Genomic DNA, 14,954 nt, shown 5'->3' on the forward strand with positions numbered 1-14,954 from the left:
GGCTACTCGCCCACCCGGTTGCGCAGCCGCATCGCCCGCTCGGCCTCACGGGTGTCCTGGCGTTCGCGGAGGGTCTGCCGCTTGTCGTACTCGCGCTTGCCCTTCGCGAGAGCGATCTCGACCTTGGCGCGGCCGTCGGAAAAGTACAGCTTGAGCGGGATCAGCGTGTACCCGCCTGCGGAGACGGCGTGGGCGAGCTTCGCGATCTCCTCCCGATGGAGCAGGAGCTTGCGGATGCGCTTGGCCGAGTGGTTCGTCCAGTGCCCCTGCGAGTACTCCGGGATGTGCACGGCGTCGAGGAAGACCTCGTTGCCCTTCACGAAAGCGTAGCCGTCGCTGAGGTTCGCGCGCCCCTGACGGAGCGACTTCACCTCGGTGCCCGTGAGCACCATGCCCGCCTCGTACGACTTCTCGATGGTGTAGTCGTGACGCGCGCGACGATTGGTCGCGATGACCTTCTCCCCGCGTTCCCTGGGCATGATGATCTCCTGTGCTGTGGTGCCGTGGACGGCTCGGCGGCGGATCTGCCGAGCAGCCTTTCAGGGTATCAGGTGCGAAGCCACCGTCGGATCGCGAAGCCGGCCGACAGCGCCGCGAGCACGACACCGATCCCGACGAGGACCGGGACCACGAGGGCCGCGTCCTGCATGGTCACCCAGGTGGTGATGAAGGGCACGCGCCCGCGCAGGTAGCCGTTCACGCCGAAGTGCATGCCGGCGACGACCGCCGCGCTCGCGAGGGCCGAGCCCAGGAGCGCGGCGAACACGCCCTCCAGCACGAACGGCGTCTGGATGAAGCGGTTCGAGGCGCCGACGAGCCGCATGATCCCGATCTCCTTGCGCCGCGCATAGGCGGACAGGCGGATGGTCGTGGCGATCAGCAGCGTCGCGGCGATGAGCATGAGGACCGCGATGCCGACGGCGATGTACGTCGCCACCGTCAGCGCGGAGAAGAGCGGTTCGAGGTATTGGAGCTGGTCCTGCACCTGTTCCACTCCGGCCTGCCCGCTGAACGCCTCGGCGAGCACCTGCGACTGGCCCGGGTCCTTCATCGTGACGAAGAAGACCTCGAACGCCTGGTCGGGCGAGAGCACGCTGGCCTGCTCCTCTCCCACCTGCTCGACGAGCTTGGCGTACGTCTCCTCCTTCGTGTCGAAGGTCATGGAGCTGATGAGCGGCGACAGCGCGTCGCCCTCGAGCTGGGCACGCACCGCGGCGACCTGCTCCTCGCTCGCCGCGCCGTCCACGCAGGTGTCCGACTCCGACACCGCGGAGCACATGTACACCGCCACCTGGGCGCGCTCGGCCCAATAGCCGCGCATGACGCCGATCTGGGACTGCATGAGGATCGCGGCGCCGACGAACGTCAGCGACACGAAGGTGACGAGCACGACGGAGATCACCATCGAGATGTTGCGCCGCAGGCCGACGAGGGCCTCGGTCAGGATCAGGCCGATTCTCATGAGGTCGGGCCCACTTCCTCGTCGTCCTGGTCGGACAGTCCGAGGCGGTCCGCGACGCCGAGCTCGGCGACGTCCACCTCCGGGATCACGATCGGGTGCGTCCGCGGACCCGCGGGCGCCGGGCGCTCGGCGGCAGGCTGCGGCTGCACGACGTCCGGCGGTTCGACCACGCCAGGCTCCCGCACAGGCTCCGGGGGCTCGACCACCTGCGGGGTCGCGTCGGCAGCGGGCTTGGTGACCGCGGGAGATGCGGCGGCGGCGCGGCGCTGGGCATCCAGCTCCTCGGCCAGCGCGGCGCGGACCACGGAGAGGTCGGCGGTCTGGCGCTGCACCTCCTGTACGGCTGTGAGGGCGGCGGCTGCAGCGGCGCCGCGGACCTCTTCCGGCACCAGGCGCGGGATGTTCGAGGTGTCGCCGTATCCGCCGTGCACCTCGTCGCGGACCATCTCGCCGTCGCGGAGCTCGATCACGCGGCGGCGCATCTGATCGACGAAGCCGGCCTCGTGGGTGGCCATCAGCACCGTCGTGCCTCCCGCGTTGATCCGCGCGAGGAGCTGCATGATGTCGACCGAGGTCGCCGGGTCGAGGTTTCCGGTGGGCTCGTCCGCGAGCAGCACCTGCGGGCGGTTGACGAGCGCCCGGGCGATCGCGACACGCTGCTGCTCGCCGCCGGAGAGCTCGTGCGGCATGCGCTTCTCCTTGCCGTCGAGTCCGACGAGGGCGAGCGCCTCGGGAACGGCCTGCTGGATGAAGCCGCGGGACGAGCCGGTGACCTGCAGCGTGAAGGCGACGTTCTGGTAGACCGTCTTGGACGGCAGCAGCCGGAAGTCCTGGAACACCGAGCCGATGTGCCGACGGAAGTACGGCACCTTCCGGTTCGCCAGAGCCCGCAGATCGCGGCCGAGGACGGCGACGCGACCCGTCGTGGGCACATCCTCGCGCAGGATGAGGCGCAGACAGGAGGATTTGCCGGAGCCGGAGGCACCGACGAGGAAGACGAACTCCCCACGCTGCACCTCGAAGTCGACACCGGACAGGGCGGGCTTCGACGTCCCGCGGTAGCGTTTCGTGACGTTCTCGAACCGAATCATGGCGATTCGAGCCTAAGCGCGCCACGGGCCCCGCCTCGGCACGACACCCCGCCGCGCAGGAGGCCGCTCCGCTCCTCCGCCGTGGTCGCAGGCCCACCGATGTCGTCGCCCGCTGCTATACATGGAGTGTCGATTCGCGTCCACCGCGCGCGAGCGCACACACGGAGGGGACCCCCATGACGACACCTGCCGGCTGGTACGACGACGGTTCCGGGCGCCTGCGCTGGTGGGACGGCCAGCAGTGGACGGAGCACTTCGCGCCGGAGACGTCCGCGACGACAGAGCCGACCGCTGCGACGACCGACGAAGCGGTCGCAGAGGACCTCTCCCCCGACACCACAGCCGAGGCGCCCCACAGTGCGCCCCTGGCGGAGGAGGCGGCTTCGTCCGCCGAGCCCTCCGCCACCGTCGCGGCCGAGCGCGAGATCGCCCCGGACGAGCCCGCGACCGACTTCGTCGTCTCCCCCGAGCCCGCACAGGACTGGACGGCACCCGCCTCCGGCGCGCACGATCTCCCCGGTGCGGCACCGGTCGTCCCGCCGGTGGGCGCCGATGGCGGAGCCGCGACCTATCCTCCCGCCGCTCCCGGCGCGAATGCGTACCAGGCTCATGGCGGGTACCCGGCCCCGGGCGCATACCCGAGCACGCAGGGCGTCGGCGGCTACCCGGGGCAGGCCCCCGCTGGTCAGGGTGCATATCCCGGACAGAACGCCTACCCCGGACAGGCGCCGTACCCTGGCCAGGCGCCGGCCCCCGTCGGGCCGAAGAAGACGTCGGTGCTCGGCCTCGTCGGCCTCGGGATCGCCGCGCTCGGCCTCATCCTCGCCTTCATCCCCCTGACGCTCCCGTTCGCCTGGGTCCTCCTGGCGGCCGGATTCATCGTCTCCCTCATCTCGCTGTTCCTGAAGGGCACCAAGTGGCCGGGGATCACCGGTCTCGGGGTTTCCGTGCTCGGCGGGATCGTCGCGATCGTCGTGAGCATCCTCTTCGTCGTGTCCGTCGCGAACAACGTGCGCCCGGTCCCGCTTCCCGACTACGACGAGGGCACGAGCCAGAGCCCGGCGCCGGAGACCGATGACACCGGCGACACGGGCACGGGGGAGGTCGCCGAGGGCACGCTCGGCGAGCCGGTCGCCGTGCCGCAGATCGAGGGCACAGCCGAGGTCACGATCCGCTCGGCCACGTACGGACCGAGCAACGGCTCGGACTTCGAGGCGAACAACGGCGGCTACCTGGTGATCGACGTCGCCTGGGAGACGCTCGACGGGACGACGTACGTCAACCCGCTCTACTTCTCCGTCGAGACGGCCGATGGTACCGAGGGCGACTACGACATCTTCGGCGACGCGACGCTGGAGTCCAGCGAGCAGAAGGCCGGCTCCACGACGGAGGGCACGGTGTCGTTCGACGTCGCCGAGAGCCCGTCCTACGTGATCGTCATCACGGACGAGATGCTGCAGGAGGTCGCCAGGGTGACCGTCGAGGCGTCGGCACGCTGACCCAGCCTCACCACACGACGAAGGCCCCGGGAGCTCCCGGGGCCTTCGTCGTGTGGGTGTGAGCCCTCAGTCCTCGTCTTTGCGCTTGCGCCAGCGGATGCCCGCCGAGATGAAGTCGTCGAGATCGCCGTCGAACACGGCGGCCGGGTTGCCGGATTCCTGGCCCGTGCGGAGGTCCTTCACGAGCTGCTGGCCGTAGAGGAAGTAGGAGCGCATCTGGTCGCCCCAGCTCGCGGTGATGTTGCCCGCGAGCTCCTTCTTCTTGGCGGCCTCCTGCTCCTTCTGCAGCAGGAGGAGGCGGTTCTGCAGCACGCGCATGGCCGCGGCGCGGTTCTGGATCTGCGACTTCTCGTTCTGCATCGACACGACGATGCCGGTCGGCAGGTGGGTGATGCGCACGGCGGAGTCGGTCGTGTTGACGGACTGGCCGCCGGGGCCGGAGGAGCGGAAGACGTCGACCCGGATGTCGCTCTCGGGGATGTCGACCTCGGTCGCCTCCTCCATGAGCGGGATGACCTCGACGGCGGCGAACGACGTCTGGCGCTTGTCCGCGGAGCCGAACGGGCTGATGCGGGCGAGGCGGTGCGTGCCCGCCTCGACCGAGATCGTGCCGAAGGCGTAGGGCGCGTCGATCTCGAAGGTCGCCGACTTGATGCCCGCGCCCTCCGCATACGAGGTGTCCATGACCTTCACGGGGTACTTGTGACGCTCCGCCCAACGCAGGTACATACGCATGAGCATCTCGGCGAAGTCGGTGGCGTCGTCGCCGCCCGCGCCGGAGCGGATGGTGACGATGGCGCTGCGCTCGTCGTACTCGCCGTCGAGCAGCGTCTGCACCTCGAGCTGGTTGATGAGGTCGGTGAGCGTCTGGAGCTCCTTGCGCGCCTCGATCGCCGACTCCTCGTCACCCATCTCGTTCGCCAGATCGACGAGCACCTCGAGATCGTCGAGGCGCTGGGCGATGCCGGTGATGCGGGCGAGCTCCGACTGACGGTGGCTCAGGGCACTGGTGACCTTCTGGGCGTTCTCGGTGTCGTCCCAGAGGTCGGGCGCGCCGGCCTCCTCGCTGAGACGCGCGATGTCCTCGCGGAGACGGTTGACATCGACGACCTCGCTGATGTCGCCGAAGGTGTGCCTGAGCGCCTGAATTTCGGCGGAGAGATCTAGTTCGAGCATGACACCTCAGCCTAACGTGCCGCCCGTGCGCGCGGGGACGGGCATGTCCAGGGCCGTGCGCCGACCGGAGTAGCGTGAAGGACGTGAGCAGCGCATCCACGGTCCTCCGCCAGTTCGGACCGATGGTGTACCTGCCGACCGTCCTCTTCTCCCTCGGCGAAGGTGCGGTCATCCCGCTGATCCCGGTCATCGCCGCGTCCATGGGCGCCGACGTCGCCTTCGCGGCCCTCGTCGCCTCGGCGCTCGTGGTCGGTCAACTCTGCGGCAACCTCCCGGCCGGCTGGGCCGTGGGCCGCATCGGCGAGCGCCTCACGATGGTGATCGCGGGCGTCATCGCCATCCTCGCCGCCGTCGGCATGGTGTTCGCGCCGTCGCTCGGGGTGCTCGCAGCGTCCGTATTCCTCCTGGGCCTGTGCGCCGCGGCGTTCGGGCTCGCTCGGCACGCGTTCATGACCACGCGGGTGGCGCTGGCGTTCCGCGCCCGCTCGCTCTCCCTGCTCGGCGGCAGCTTCCGTCTGGGCATCTTCATCGGCCCGTTCATCTCCGCCGGCCTCCTGCAGCTCTTCGGCACCGAGGCCGCGGCGATCTGGTTCTTCCTCGCCTGCCTCGTCGTCATGGTCGCGCTCGTGCTCTTCGGACCGGATCCGGAGAAGACGGTCGCCCCGCTGCGGACGACGATCCGGTTCGCCGAGGACAGCGGAGAGGCGGTGACCGGGTCGATCCCCACCGTCGAGCGGGCCGGCATCTTCCAGACGATGTGGCGGCAGCGCGGAGTGCTCGGTCGGCTCGGACTCGCTGCGGCCTCGCTGTCCGCGGTGCGGTCGGCACGGCAGGTCGTCCTGCCGCTGTGGGGCCTTTCGCTGGGTCTCGACGCATCGACCATCGCCCTCGTCGTCGGCGTGTCCGGAGCCATCGACTTCGCCCTCTTCTATGCCAGCGGCCAGGTGATGGACCGCTTCGGCCGGCTCTGGGCGGCGATGCCCGCGATGGTGCTGATGGGCGCCGGGTTCCTCGCCCTGTCGGTCACGCACGACCTCGACTCCGCCGTGCTCTGGTTCGGCATGTTCGCCGCGGTCCTCGGCGTCGGCAACGGACTGTCGAGCGGCATCCTCCTCACTCTCGGCGCGGACGTCGCCCCGAAGCACGACCCCGCCGCGTTCCTCGGGTCGTGGCGCACGCTGACCGATGCCGGCGGCGCGGTCGCTCCGCTCCTCGTCTCGGGCATCACCGCGGTCGCGTCCCTGTCGTTCGCCGCGGGAGCCATGGGCCTGATCGGACTCGTCGGCGCCGCCGGGTTCCTCCGCTGGATCCCCCGATTCGTCCCCCGGACGCCCCCGCGCATGCCGGACCCGGCCGACGACTGAGCAGTCGGGAAGACCCGCGCTTCGCGCCTTATGAAGACCGGTACACGTTTCGAGAGACCGGTGCTGCATCTGTCGGGACGGCGCCGCCGTCCGGGACTATCCAATACGTCTCCTCTCCGAGGGCATAGGTGCCGCCGCTCCCGCACGCGCTGAACCAGCGTTCGGTGGAGTAACTCAAGAAACAGACCGGATGCTCTTTGCCTTTCGCCAGCCATACGTCCGCATCAGCGCTCGTACCTACCCATCGTGCGCTGTTTATCTCGAACCCTTCGAGCGCGTTCTCAGGAAGATTCGTCGGCAGTTCTATGCCTGCCACATCCGGGGATGTGAGGTCGGAGAAGCCTCCGGCAGAGCCTGAACACCCGCTCGTCGCCACAACCATCAGCGCAGTCGCGGGAGCGAGAACGAGCCTCGAGATCTTCACCATCAGTCAGTCGACCTCTTCTCGAGCCTCTTGGTTGCCGGCACCGTCGATGGATCAAAGACGAAGGTGATGCCAACCGCATTGACGGCCGACTCATCCGATGGCTCGCTGAAAGGGATCACGTACTGCAGGCGGGGATCGAGGGCTGAAGCGTCCGCGATCAGCAAATTTGGGGACACCTCATCCCACACCCGCGTCGCTTCTGCTTCGGCGCGATCCGGAAGCTCCGCAGCGGTCTTCACGAGGTTTACTCGCATCTCGTCCGGCGCGGCGATGTCAGGCAACACCAATGCCACAATTGCCCGATAGCCGTCCGATGCGGGGTCCCCCGCGAGGGACCAGGCCATGCCCTTCTGCTGCAATCGCTCCGGACTGGTGCAGGCCACCGCCGACACGTCCTGTACGAAGTCCGTGATCAGACAGACATCGCCACCCTCTTTCGTACCCATCCAATATGAAGACACCTCGTCCTGACCTAGTAGACGGATACTCGTCGAATCGACGGTCTCATCCAGTTCCTCAAGGTCGATACCAGCCGGGAGCACGTCAGTGGGCCTCTCTACGCTCCCCAGCCTGTCGATCACCGCAGCAGCGGCTGCCATCCGTGGACCTCGCGCCACCGGGGCGCCGCCCTGGGTGGTGACGCCTAGTCCAACGCCGACGATCGCAGCTGCCGCTATCGCCGCTCCAGTGACCACTCGCACGCGACGTGACCCGGAGCTCAATTGGTGTACGCGCATGAAACGCCGATCTTCTGGCTCTTCGGGATGTTCCCTTCCGGGTAGTCCCACCAGCAGTTGCTGAAAGCTCTCGAGACCTTCGCATGACTGAAGCTTGTGGAGTGCCCGTCCACGACAGAACTAGCGATCTGGCCCTGCCAGGAGTAGGTATTGACCAGATGGAAGCGCATATAGTTCGATGCCGCCCCGCCGCGAGCGCCGTTGAGGGTCACCTGCCGGGAGAGTGCAGGCTGGCCTTCGGATCTCGCCACACCCGAGGCATGCCACCGGTCGGCCGCGGTCTCACTTCTCTTGCATTCACGTTCGGGACCTTTCGACAACGATGCATGCGCGCGCTGCGCTCCGGCTCATCTGAGCAGGCGCGACTTCTGATACCGAATGTTATGCACATGAAGTGTTTCACGCCTCACATGACCACAACTTTCGTCCGTTTCATATCAGTATTCCTCGTCTGCTGCACTGGTCCCTGACGCCTCCTCCGACGCAGACATCGCGGACGATCGAGAGGCCTCGTCGGGCAGACGGCGAACGCTCGGCGTGCGACTCAGCGCAGCGCCGTCCGGCTCGTGGCCGTCGCCTGCAGCGGCACCCCGTCCGGTACGAACGGCGAGAGCAGCGGCGGGTGCCAGGTCGCCGCGACGGTGACGCGCGCGCTCACGCCGTCCGGGGTGCCCGCATCGACGACGGTCGCCTCGAACCCCGCTCCGAGGACGAGCGGCGCCGCCTGCTCGGTCACCCCCGCGTCGGTGAGCGTCGCCCGGGGCACCTCCCCCTCCACCTGCAGCGTGAAGCCGTCCGCTCCGGCGAGCGCCGCCGCGTCCGCAAGCCCGTCCAGCCGCTTCTGGGCGATGTAGAGGTCGGTGGCGCAGACGCACACGAAGAGCACCGCGAGCGCAAGGACGAGGTAGCCGAGCACGAGCAGCAGCACGCTCCCGTCGTCGTCGTCCTCTCCGTGCTGCTTCAGGGCCGGCACGCGTCCCCTCATCCCGCGCCCCATCGCCGAGACACCTTCTGCACCGATACGGCCTCCACGGGGACGGACGTCGCCTTGTCGAGTCCGAGCACGCCCGGCACCAGCGGCAGCGGCACCCGCGTCGAGACCGTGACGACCACCGTCGTCCCCGCCGCCGGGCAGGGCGATGGACGGGGCCGACAGGAGACCTCGACGTCGACCGCGCCGGGGTCGATGCCGTACTCCTCGACGATCCCCTCCAGCACTCGCTCCTCGCGGCCGGCCGCCGCCGACAAGTCGGGTGCCGACGCGATGGCACGTGCGGCCTGCCGCGCCGCGGCCTCGACGCCCAGCGACTGCTCCTGCACCGACCCCACGGCGATCACGAGGTACAGCAGCGGCACGAGCATGATCACACCGACGGCGATGAACTCGAGCGAGCTCGACCCGGCGTCATCGCGCATCGAAGGACTCCGCCGGTGCGTGGGCCTCCACCTGCAAGGCCGCAGGGACGCCGACGAGGCCGAACACCGGGAGCATCGTCCGGATCCGGACCTCGACGGTCTCCTGTCCCGCTCGCCGCGCCGAGGCCACCGTGATGTCGTCCGCGTAGGAGGGGCCGACCGCGCGACGGATGACCTCGCGCGCCCGCTCCTCCCCTTCCGCGGCTGTCGTGTCTGCGAGAGCCGCGTAGTACGCCCCCTCGACCGCGGCGTCATGGACGACGTTGCGCACGTAGATCGCGAACGCCAGTTGCAGCACTGCGAGGGTGAGCGCGGTGAGCAGGGTGCCGACGAGGAGGAACTCCACCGGATTCGATCCGCGGTCTTCGGTCACCCCCGCAGGCGCACGCATGTCAGAGCCCCGACACCCGCTGGATGGCCTGCTCGAAGAGGGAGGTGAGCGCAGGCCCGGCGACCGCCCAGATGAGCACGACGAGGCCCGCGGTCATCAATGTGACGAGCACCCAGCCGGGCACGTCTCCCCGTTCGTCATCCTGGAGGGCACGGAGCATCGAGCGCGCACGAGAGATCATGCCGCCAGTGTGCATCGGAGAGCCGTCGCGGTGCGGACGTTATCCACAGGGCCGTGCGGGTGACCCGCGCCCTCACGCGGCGACACCAGTTCGAGGCGGTCTTTGTCCGAGCCGGAGCCGGCTTGCCAGATCGTGCCAGAAGTCACCGAGCGCATCCGTGATTCACGTGCACTTCGCGCCGTGCCGAAGCCCGTCTAGCCACGCAGGCACCACACGTCCGCAGCCGGACGCGATGACGTGCTCGCCGACAGATCCTCATGGACTGCCACTTATTGAGGGACTTATCACGGCATACTGTATGGGCGTCACGGTGTGTCCCCAGTGGGTCATTAACGTTGCGGGCTGAAGGGCAGCACTACGCATGGGTAGCGACGTGAATGCAGAGACCTTTCTCTCAGCGGTCCGCGAAGAATGGGATAAGGCGCACGGGACGATCGTGGTGCCGGCGGAACTCGAGTTGACGCATCTGGAAGCCGACGGCGAGTCGTTGACGCTGCAGGTTACAGACTCCGCCGGGTCGCGCTTCGGTTGGCGTACGCCACTTCCGACCCATATGCGCAGTGACAAGACACCAGGAGAAACGGGTACACCGCAGCATTGGGCGCTCTGGGAGGTCCTCATTCCCCTGGTAGAAGAGCTCGAGACGAACGCTGCAACTCGGTTACCGCCCGACATCGACGGTGTGAGGTGGATCTCGAGGTGAGGCCGCTCATGCCGAGACGGTGCATCCGGGCGGGCTGCGTCGCTGCCTGTCCGAAAGCGACGGAACGCAATAGGCTCCCACCTCATGGAACCCAACCCTCTGCTGCCGTCGATTCCGGTGCTGATCGCGATCGTCGTCGGCGTGGTGATCCTCGTCGCCGTCATCATCGTCATCGTCGTCGGCGCCCGGAGGGCGAAGCGGCGGGGTTCTGTACCCCCGTCGCGCGAATCGCACAACCCCGGGTCCGGACACCACGACGAGGGATAGCCTGTCACGCATGCGCCCCGGACCTGACGATGAGATGCGGGCGCGGGTCGAGATCGACGGGCTCACCTATCCTCTGCCTCGCGGCACCGATGTCGTCGCCCTCCGAGAACGGATCGAAGCCGCCGCACGTACCGAGCCGACATTCGTCTCGTTCGCCACGTCGGACGGCCTCGCGAGCGTCCTCGTCCACCCGACGTCGCGGGTGTTCCTCTTCCAGGTCAAGGTCTCCGGCGAGGGAAGCCTCGCCGCAGACCTCGGCGGATTGCCCGACTGGGACGTCTGAGCCCCGCGGGAAGCCGCCGCAGCGTCAGGAGGTGAACTCGTCGATGAGGAGCTCGCCGCGCGCGTTCAAGCGCTCCATCATGTGGCTGACCCGCGCCGGGTCGACCGCCGGGACCGGGTCGGCGTCGAACTCGAGCACCAGCGGGATGGCCGGGTGCATCCACGCGGAGAGCCGGCCGGGGCTCTTCTTCCCCGATGGCCACGTCATCATGAAGCTCTCCTGGCGACGGAGCTTGGTGGAGATCACGATCTTCAGATGCGCCAGCAGGGTGTCCTCGACGTCGATCGGCGGACGAGAGCTGTTGTACTCGAGACTTCCCATAGTCAAACGGTAAGCCCCCGGGACGCCTTCGGCCGACCACTCACCCGATGCCGAGGCGCAGGATGAACAGCCCGGGGTAGATCGCGAACACGACGGACAACGGCAGGATCAGGAACACCAGCGGCAGGAGCATGAAGATCTCCTTCCGTCCGGCCTGCTCGATGAGCGTGCGCTTGGCCTCCTCCCGCGTGTCATCGGCCTGCGCGCGCAGGACGGCGGCGAGCGGCGCTCCATGTTCGAGCGCGGCGACGATCTGGTCCACGGCCCGCGTGAGCCCCGGCAGCTCCAGCCGGGCCGCCATGGCACTCAGCGCGTCCGCCAGCGGCGACCCCGTCCCGACTTCCAGTACTACGCGACGCAGCTCGACCGTGAGCTCCCCGGATCCCACACCGGCCACGCGCTTCACAGCATCGAGAAACCCCTCTCCCGCCGAGAGACAGAGCGCCAGGAACTCCAGCGTCGTCGGCAACTCCTCCGTCAGACGCACCTTCCGCGCACGCACCCGCGCCGACAGTCGCAGGTCGTACGCCACACCAGCTGCCGCTCCCGCGAGGAGCGGGATCGACCCGACCGGAAGCGACCACCGACCGATCACGACGAGAACGATGACGGCGAGCGCCCCGGCGGCGATTCCGCCCACGATAACCACGAGCTGACGACCGCGGAAGGCGACGGGATCGAGTGTCGACCCGGCCTGCGCGAGCCGCCGTCGGAGAGCTTCCGTCCCACCGAGCAGACGGTCGAGCGCCTGCGCACCGCGCGCACCGAGGCGGAACCCTCCGGCGGACAGGGTGCCGGGCCGAGGGAAGGCCTCCCGCGGCAACACCTCGTCGTCGACGACGTCCCGCACGTACGGCGCGATCCGCGACGCGAGCGACGCCGCCCGCCACCGCGGGAGGCCCGCCAGAAGCGAGAGGACACCCGCGGCGAATCCCCCGCCGAGGAGCAGGGCCACCGCGAGCGCGGAGAGCCCGCTCACCCGAACCACCGACGCGGCTCGGGCAGCCGACCGATTCGGATCATGAGGCGGAACGCGACGACGGACACGACCGCGCCCACGACGATGACGGCGATCCCTTCCGGCGTGCCATAGGCCTTCGCCCCCTCCGGGCGCAGAATCAGGAGAGTGAGGATCACCCACGGCGCCACGGCCCCGAGGACGGCCGCCCCGCGGATCCAGGACTGCCGCGCCTCGACCTCGCCGCGGAGTGCCGCGTCGGCACGCACCGACGAGGAGAGCGCCCGCAACACGACGATGAGCTCGGTGCCGCCGACCTGCCGCGCCATCCGCAACGTCTCGATGATCCGGTCGCCGAGAGGATCAGCGAGGATGGCCTTCAGCCGGTCCAGGCTGGCGTCGAACCGTCCGCTGCTCCGCAGATCCCGTGCGAACGCGTCGAACGCGGGGCGGAGCGGCGGTGGAGCCGATTCCGCGAGGGTGGCCACCGCATCGGGGAGCGACAGGCCGACGCGGATCGCGGCAATCAGCAGGTCGCAGACGTCGGGCCAGAGCTGGCGCCGGAGACGTCGCAGCCGCAGACGGCGGCCACGCAGGTAGGCGATCGGCGCCGCGCCTCCGGCCAGCCCGGCGAGAATCGCGAGAGCGGCGCTTCCCGTGACGAGCCAGGCGAGGGAGGCGGCGCCGAGCGCGGAACCGGCGATGCCGATCAGGAGAGAGCGGGTCTGCACCGCCGGGAACCCCGCCTCGCCCGCGAGACGAGCCAGACGACCGCGATGCGGAGCAGTCGCGGAGCGTTCCCCCGCCGGCCACAGCCACGGTGACAGGATCAGGAGCACGCCGGCCGCGAGCGTCGTCCCGAGGAGGATCGTCATGCGAGAACCCCCGTCCCGGCCGCGGCCGCTCGGTCGAGGGGTCGCCCGGCTCCGAAGACCGGCGTGCTGAGCACCCGCCCCTCGACCACCTCACCCGTCGGGGCGACGATCTCCTCGACGTATCGACGCCCTGCCGCATCGCGCGTGCAGTGCACGACGAGATCGACGGACGACGCGATCGCCGGAGCGACGAAGCCGCGGTCGATGTTCCGGCCGGCGAGCAGGGGCAGCAGGCACAGCTTGTCGAGTGCCTCCGCGGCAGAGTTGGCGTGGACCGTGCAGGCCCCGGGCACCCCGGTGTTCAGCGCGAGCACGAGGTCGAGCGCCTCCGCATCCCGCACCTCCCCCACCACGAGCCGGTCCGGTCGCATCCGCAAGGCCTCCTTCACCAACCGCCGTAGCGTGATCTCGCCCGTGCCTTCCAGGCTCGGCTGACGCCCCTGCAGCGCGACAACATCGGGGCCGTCCACCGCGAGCTCGAACGTCTCCTCCGCCGTGATGATGCGCTGTTCGGCCGCGCAGGCGGCGAGCAGCGCTCCGAGCATCGTCGTCTTGCCCGCATGGGTCGCCCCTGACACGATCACGGATGCTCCCGTCCGCATCGCCTCACCGAGGGCCCGCGCGGCCTCGGGAGTCAGCGCGCCCTGTGCCGTGAGCGCATCGAGCGAGCGGTGCCCGGGAAGGAACTTGCGGATGTTGACCACCCACGACCCGCGCACGACGTCGGCGATCGCCACGTGCAGCCGCGAGCCGTCCGGGAGCGAGGCATCGACGAACGGCTGGCCGATGTCCACGCGCCGTCCCGTCGCCTGCAGCATCCTCTCCACCAGATCCCGCACCGTCGCCTCGTCCAGCCGCAACCCCGTCCGCTCCGCCACCCCACCCCGCGCCGTGTGCACGGCCCCGTCGCCGTTGACCCACACCTCCTCGACACCCGGGTCGTCGAGCAGCGGCTGCAGAGCACCGAAGCCACTCACCGCCGCCAGCACGTCCCGTACGCACGCCTCTTCGTCCTCGACGAGCACCCCACCCCGCGCGAGCGCCCGATCATCGTGACGCCGCACCTCCGCCCGGGCCACCTCCCGCGCCCGCTCCGGGTCGGTCGCCGGATCCACCCCCTCGGACCGCAGCCGACGCCGCACGAGGTCGGCGATGATCGACGCGGGCTGCTCCATCCCTGCATCCTCGCAACGATCCGCTCCCGGCCCGCGGAGTTATCCACACCCCATGCGCGGCCTCCGAAGCGGAGACCGTCCAGCACCCGGTACCGTGCAGGCATGAAGCGGTTCACTGTCTCGTGCGGGCTCCTCGGCGTTCTGCTCCTGTCCGGCTGCACCGGGGGTGCCGATCTCCTGCAGTGCCAGAGCGTGGCCGCCGTCGACACGGAGCTCGAGGCCTTCTTCGCCCAGGACACGGTCGGCGGCACGCCGAGCCCGGAGCAGACCGAGCGCCTGAAGGAGCTCGCGGACGAGTACGCCGATCTGGAGGTCGACGGCGAGGTGCAGGAGGCTGCGACCGCGGTGAGCGACGACCTGCGCGCGCTTTACGACTACCGCGTCGGCGTCCAGAACGGCGACGACGCGGACCCCGACCGCGAACAGGAACTCCGCCGGACCGCGATCGATACCTTCGTCGAGGGGCAGGCCGTCTGCATCGAGGGCTCCTCCTGACGCCTCCGTATCGAGCCGCCCGCCGTGGTGTCAACCGGTACGTCCTCCGTCGTCGTGCTCCCTAGGCTGAGGAGCAGACCTGCGAGGAGACGACGTGCACCGCGCCACACCAGCCGCCCCCGAACCGACCCTA

19 protein-coding genes are annotated in these 14,954 nt (G+C 69.3%); 5 read left to right on the forward strand and 14 right to left on the reverse strand.

Going from position 1 to position 14,954, the window contains the following annotated elements:
* Positions 1-2 precede the first annotated feature (2 nt).
* The 3 genes from smpB to ftsE all read right to left on the reverse strand — a co-directional run bounded on the left by smpB (position 3) and on the right by ftsE (position 2,553).
* A complete protein-coding gene (gene smpB, locus WFJ36_RS10730; RefSeq protein ID WP_062636644.1) occupies positions 3-479 on the reverse strand; it encodes an SsrA-binding protein SmpB in 477 nt (158 codons plus the stop codon).
* Positions 480-547: 68 nt separating this feature from the next.
* Positions 548-1,462 (reverse strand): permease-like cell division protein FtsX, encoded by a 915-nt coding sequence (gene ftsX, locus WFJ36_RS10735; RefSeq protein WP_071329701.1) that lies wholly within the window; start codon positions 1,460-1,462, stop codon positions 548-550.
* The gene (ftsE, locus tag WFJ36_RS10740) at positions 1,459-2,553 is read right to left on the reverse strand and encodes a cell division ATP-binding protein FtsE (RefSeq protein WP_292789900.1); all 1,095 of its coding nucleotides are present in this window, start codon (positions 2,551-2,553) and stop codon (positions 1,459-1,461) included. The genes ftsX and ftsE overlap by 4 nt, the downstream gene beginning before the upstream one ends.
* A gap of 176 nt (positions 2,554-2,729) precedes the next feature.
* Here ftsE and WFJ36_RS10745 point away from each other — a divergent pair, with 176 nt between their 5' ends.
* Positions 2,730-4,052 (forward strand): DUF2510 domain-containing protein, encoded by a 1,323-nt coding sequence (locus WFJ36_RS10745; RefSeq protein WP_336643274.1) that lies wholly within the window; start codon positions 2,730-2,732, stop codon positions 4,050-4,052.
* 66 nt (positions 4,053-4,118) lie between these two features.
* On the opposite strand, the gene prfB is transcribed toward WFJ36_RS10745, so the two are convergent.
* Positions 4,119-5,228 (reverse strand): peptide chain release factor 2, encoded by a 1,110-nt coding sequence (prfB, locus tag WFJ36_RS10750; RefSeq protein WP_025105296.1) that lies wholly within the window; start codon positions 5,226-5,228, stop codon positions 4,119-4,121.
* Between the two features lie 122 nt (positions 5,229-5,350).
* Here prfB and WFJ36_RS10755 point away from each other — a divergent pair, with 122 nt between their 5' ends.
* Entirely contained in the window at positions 5,351-6,592 is a 1,242-nt protein-coding gene (locus WFJ36_RS10755; RefSeq protein ID WP_336643484.1) for an MFS transporter, read from the forward strand.
* Positions 6,593-6,620: 28 nt separating this feature from the next.
* On the opposite strand, the gene WFJ36_RS10760 is transcribed toward WFJ36_RS10755, so the two are convergent.
* From WFJ36_RS10760 to WFJ36_RS10785, 6 genes are all read right to left on the reverse strand, one after another.
* On the reverse strand, positions 6,621-7,019 hold the full coding sequence (locus WFJ36_RS10760) for a hypothetical protein (RefSeq protein ID WP_336643275.1): 399 nt from the start codon (positions 7,017-7,019) through the stop codon (positions 6,621-6,623).
* A complete protein-coding gene (locus tag WFJ36_RS10765) occupies positions 7,019-7,618 on the reverse strand; it encodes a hypothetical protein (protein WP_292789904.1) in 600 nt (199 codons plus the stop codon). The genes WFJ36_RS10760 and WFJ36_RS10765 overlap by 1 nt, the downstream gene beginning before the upstream one ends.
* Before the next feature lie 682 nt (positions 7,619-8,300).
* A complete protein-coding gene (locus WFJ36_RS10770; protein WP_336643276.1) occupies positions 8,301-8,729 on the reverse strand; it encodes a pilus assembly protein TadG-related protein in 429 nt (142 codons plus the stop codon).
* A gap of 8 nt (positions 8,730-8,737) precedes the next feature.
* Positions 8,738-9,172 carry a TadE family protein gene (locus WFJ36_RS10775; protein ID WP_336643277.1) on the reverse strand — a complete coding sequence of 145 codons (435 nt, stop codon included), beginning with the start codon at positions 9,170-9,172 and terminating at the stop codon, positions 8,738-8,740.
* Complete coding sequence (locus WFJ36_RS10780) at positions 9,162-9,545, reverse strand: TadE/TadG family type IV pilus assembly protein (protein WP_256209480.1); 384 nt, start codon at positions 9,543-9,545, stop codon at positions 9,162-9,164. Before WFJ36_RS10780 ends, WFJ36_RS10775 begins: the two co-directional genes overlap by 11 nt.
* Before the next feature lie 19 nt (positions 9,546-9,564).
* Positions 9,565-9,744, reverse strand: a complete 180-nt coding sequence (locus tag WFJ36_RS10785) for a hypothetical protein (RefSeq protein ID WP_071329738.1) — start codon at positions 9,742-9,744, stop codon at positions 9,565-9,567.
* A 787-nt stretch (positions 9,745-10,531) separates the two neighbouring features.
* Here WFJ36_RS10785 and WFJ36_RS10790 point away from each other — a divergent pair.
* A complete protein-coding gene (locus WFJ36_RS10790) occupies positions 10,532-10,714 on the forward strand; it encodes a hypothetical protein (RefSeq protein WP_071329695.1) in 183 nt (60 codons plus the stop codon).
* 10 nt (positions 10,715-10,724) lie between these two features.
* Positions 10,725-10,997 carry a hypothetical protein gene (locus WFJ36_RS10795; RefSeq protein WP_292789914.1) on the forward strand — a complete coding sequence of 91 codons (273 nt, stop codon included), beginning with the start codon at positions 10,725-10,727 and terminating at the stop codon, positions 10,995-10,997.
* 24 nt (positions 10,998-11,021) lie between these two features.
* On the opposite strand, the gene WFJ36_RS10800 is transcribed toward WFJ36_RS10795, so the two are convergent.
* From WFJ36_RS10800 to WFJ36_RS10815, 4 genes are read right to left on the reverse strand one after another with little or no spacing between them, the layout of a single operon-like run.
* The gene (locus WFJ36_RS10800) at positions 11,022-11,318 is read right to left on the reverse strand and encodes a DUF7882 family protein (protein ID WP_336643278.1); all 297 of its coding nucleotides are present in this window, start codon (positions 11,316-11,318) and stop codon (positions 11,022-11,024) included.
* A 40-nt stretch (positions 11,319-11,358) separates the two neighbouring features.
* Positions 11,359-12,297 (reverse strand): type II secretion system F family protein, encoded by a 939-nt coding sequence (locus WFJ36_RS10805; protein ID WP_336643279.1) that lies wholly within the window; start codon positions 12,295-12,297, stop codon positions 11,359-11,361.
* Positions 12,294-13,151, reverse strand: coding sequence for a type II secretion system F family protein (locus WFJ36_RS10810; RefSeq protein ID WP_336643280.1), 858 nt, complete (start codon positions 13,149-13,151; stop codon positions 12,294-12,296). The genes WFJ36_RS10805 and WFJ36_RS10810 overlap by 4 nt, the downstream gene beginning before the upstream one ends.
* Positions 13,148-14,326, reverse strand: coding sequence for a CpaF family protein (locus tag WFJ36_RS10815; protein ID WP_336643281.1), 1,179 nt, complete (start codon positions 14,324-14,326; stop codon positions 13,148-13,150). The genes WFJ36_RS10810 and WFJ36_RS10815 overlap by 4 nt, the downstream gene beginning before the upstream one ends.
* A gap of 102 nt (positions 14,327-14,428) precedes the next feature.
* Here WFJ36_RS10815 and WFJ36_RS10820 point away from each other — a divergent pair, with 102 nt between their 5' ends.
* Positions 14,429-14,821: a hypothetical protein gene (locus tag WFJ36_RS10820; protein ID WP_336643282.1), complete on the forward strand. Its 393-nt coding sequence runs from the start codon at positions 14,429-14,431 to the stop codon at positions 14,819-14,821.
* The last annotated feature ends 133 nt before the right edge of the window (positions 14,822-14,954 follow it).

The sequence above is a fragment of the Microbacterium sp. MMO-113 genome (genome assembly GCF_037148555.1).
In the GTDB taxonomy this organism is placed as follows: domain Bacteria; phylum Actinomycetota; class Actinomycetes; order Actinomycetales; family Microbacteriaceae; genus Microbacterium.

Coding starts and splice junctions, on each gene's coding strand:
- smpB (WP_062636644.1), bottom strand. CDS start 479: ATGCCCAGGGAACGCGGGGAGAAGGTCATCGCGACCAATCGTCGCGCG.
- ftsX (WP_071329701.1), bottom strand. CDS start 1,462: ATGAGAATCGGCCTGATCCTGACCGAGGCCCTCGTCGGCCTGCGGCGC.
- ftsE (WP_292789900.1), bottom strand. CDS start 2,553: ATGATTCGGTTCGAGAACGTCACGAAACGCTACCGCGGGACGTCGAAG.
- WFJ36_RS10745 (WP_336643274.1), top strand. CDS start 2,730: ATGACGACACCTGCCGGCTGGTACGACGACGGTTCCGGGCGCCTGCGC.
- prfB (WP_025105296.1), bottom strand. CDS start 5,228: ATGCTCGAACTAGATCTCTCCGCCGAAATTCAGGCGCTCAGGCACACC.
- WFJ36_RS10755 (WP_336643484.1), top strand. CDS start 5,351: ATGGTGTACCTGCCGACCGTCCTCTTCTCCCTCGGCGAAGGTGCGGTC.
- WFJ36_RS10760 (WP_336643275.1), bottom strand. CDS start 7,019: ATGGTGAAGATCTCGAGGCTCGTTCTCGCTCCCGCGACTGCGCTGATG.
- WFJ36_RS10765 (WP_292789904.1), bottom strand. CDS start 7,618: ATGGCAGCCGCTGCTGCGGTGATCGACAGGCTGGGGAGCGTAGAGAGG.
- WFJ36_RS10775 (WP_336643277.1), bottom strand. CDS start 9,172: ATGCGCGATGACGCCGGGTCGAGCTCGCTCGAGTTCATCGCCGTCGGT.
- WFJ36_RS10785 (WP_071329738.1), bottom strand. CDS start 9,744: ATGATCTCTCGTGCGCGCTCGATGCTCCGTGCCCTCCAGGATGACGAA.
- WFJ36_RS10790 (WP_071329695.1), top strand. CDS start 10,532: ATGGAACCCAACCCTCTGCTGCCGTCGATTCCGGTGCTGATCGCGATC.
- WFJ36_RS10795 (WP_292789914.1), top strand. CDS start 10,725: ATGCGCCCCGGACCTGACGATGAGATGCGGGCGCGGGTCGAGATCGAC.
- WFJ36_RS10800 (WP_336643278.1), bottom strand. CDS start 11,318: ATGGGAAGTCTCGAGTACAACAGCTCTCGTCCGCCGATCGACGTCGAG.
- WFJ36_RS10810 (WP_336643280.1), bottom strand. CDS start 13,151: ATGACGATCCTCCTCGGGACGACGCTCGCGGCCGGCGTGCTCCTGATC.
- WFJ36_RS10815 (WP_336643281.1), bottom strand. CDS start 14,326: ATGGAGCAGCCCGCGTCGATCATCGCCGACCTCGTGCGGCGTCGGCTG.
- WFJ36_RS10820 (WP_336643282.1), top strand. CDS start 14,429: ATGAAGCGGTTCACTGTCTCGTGCGGGCTCCTCGGCGTTCTGCTCCTG.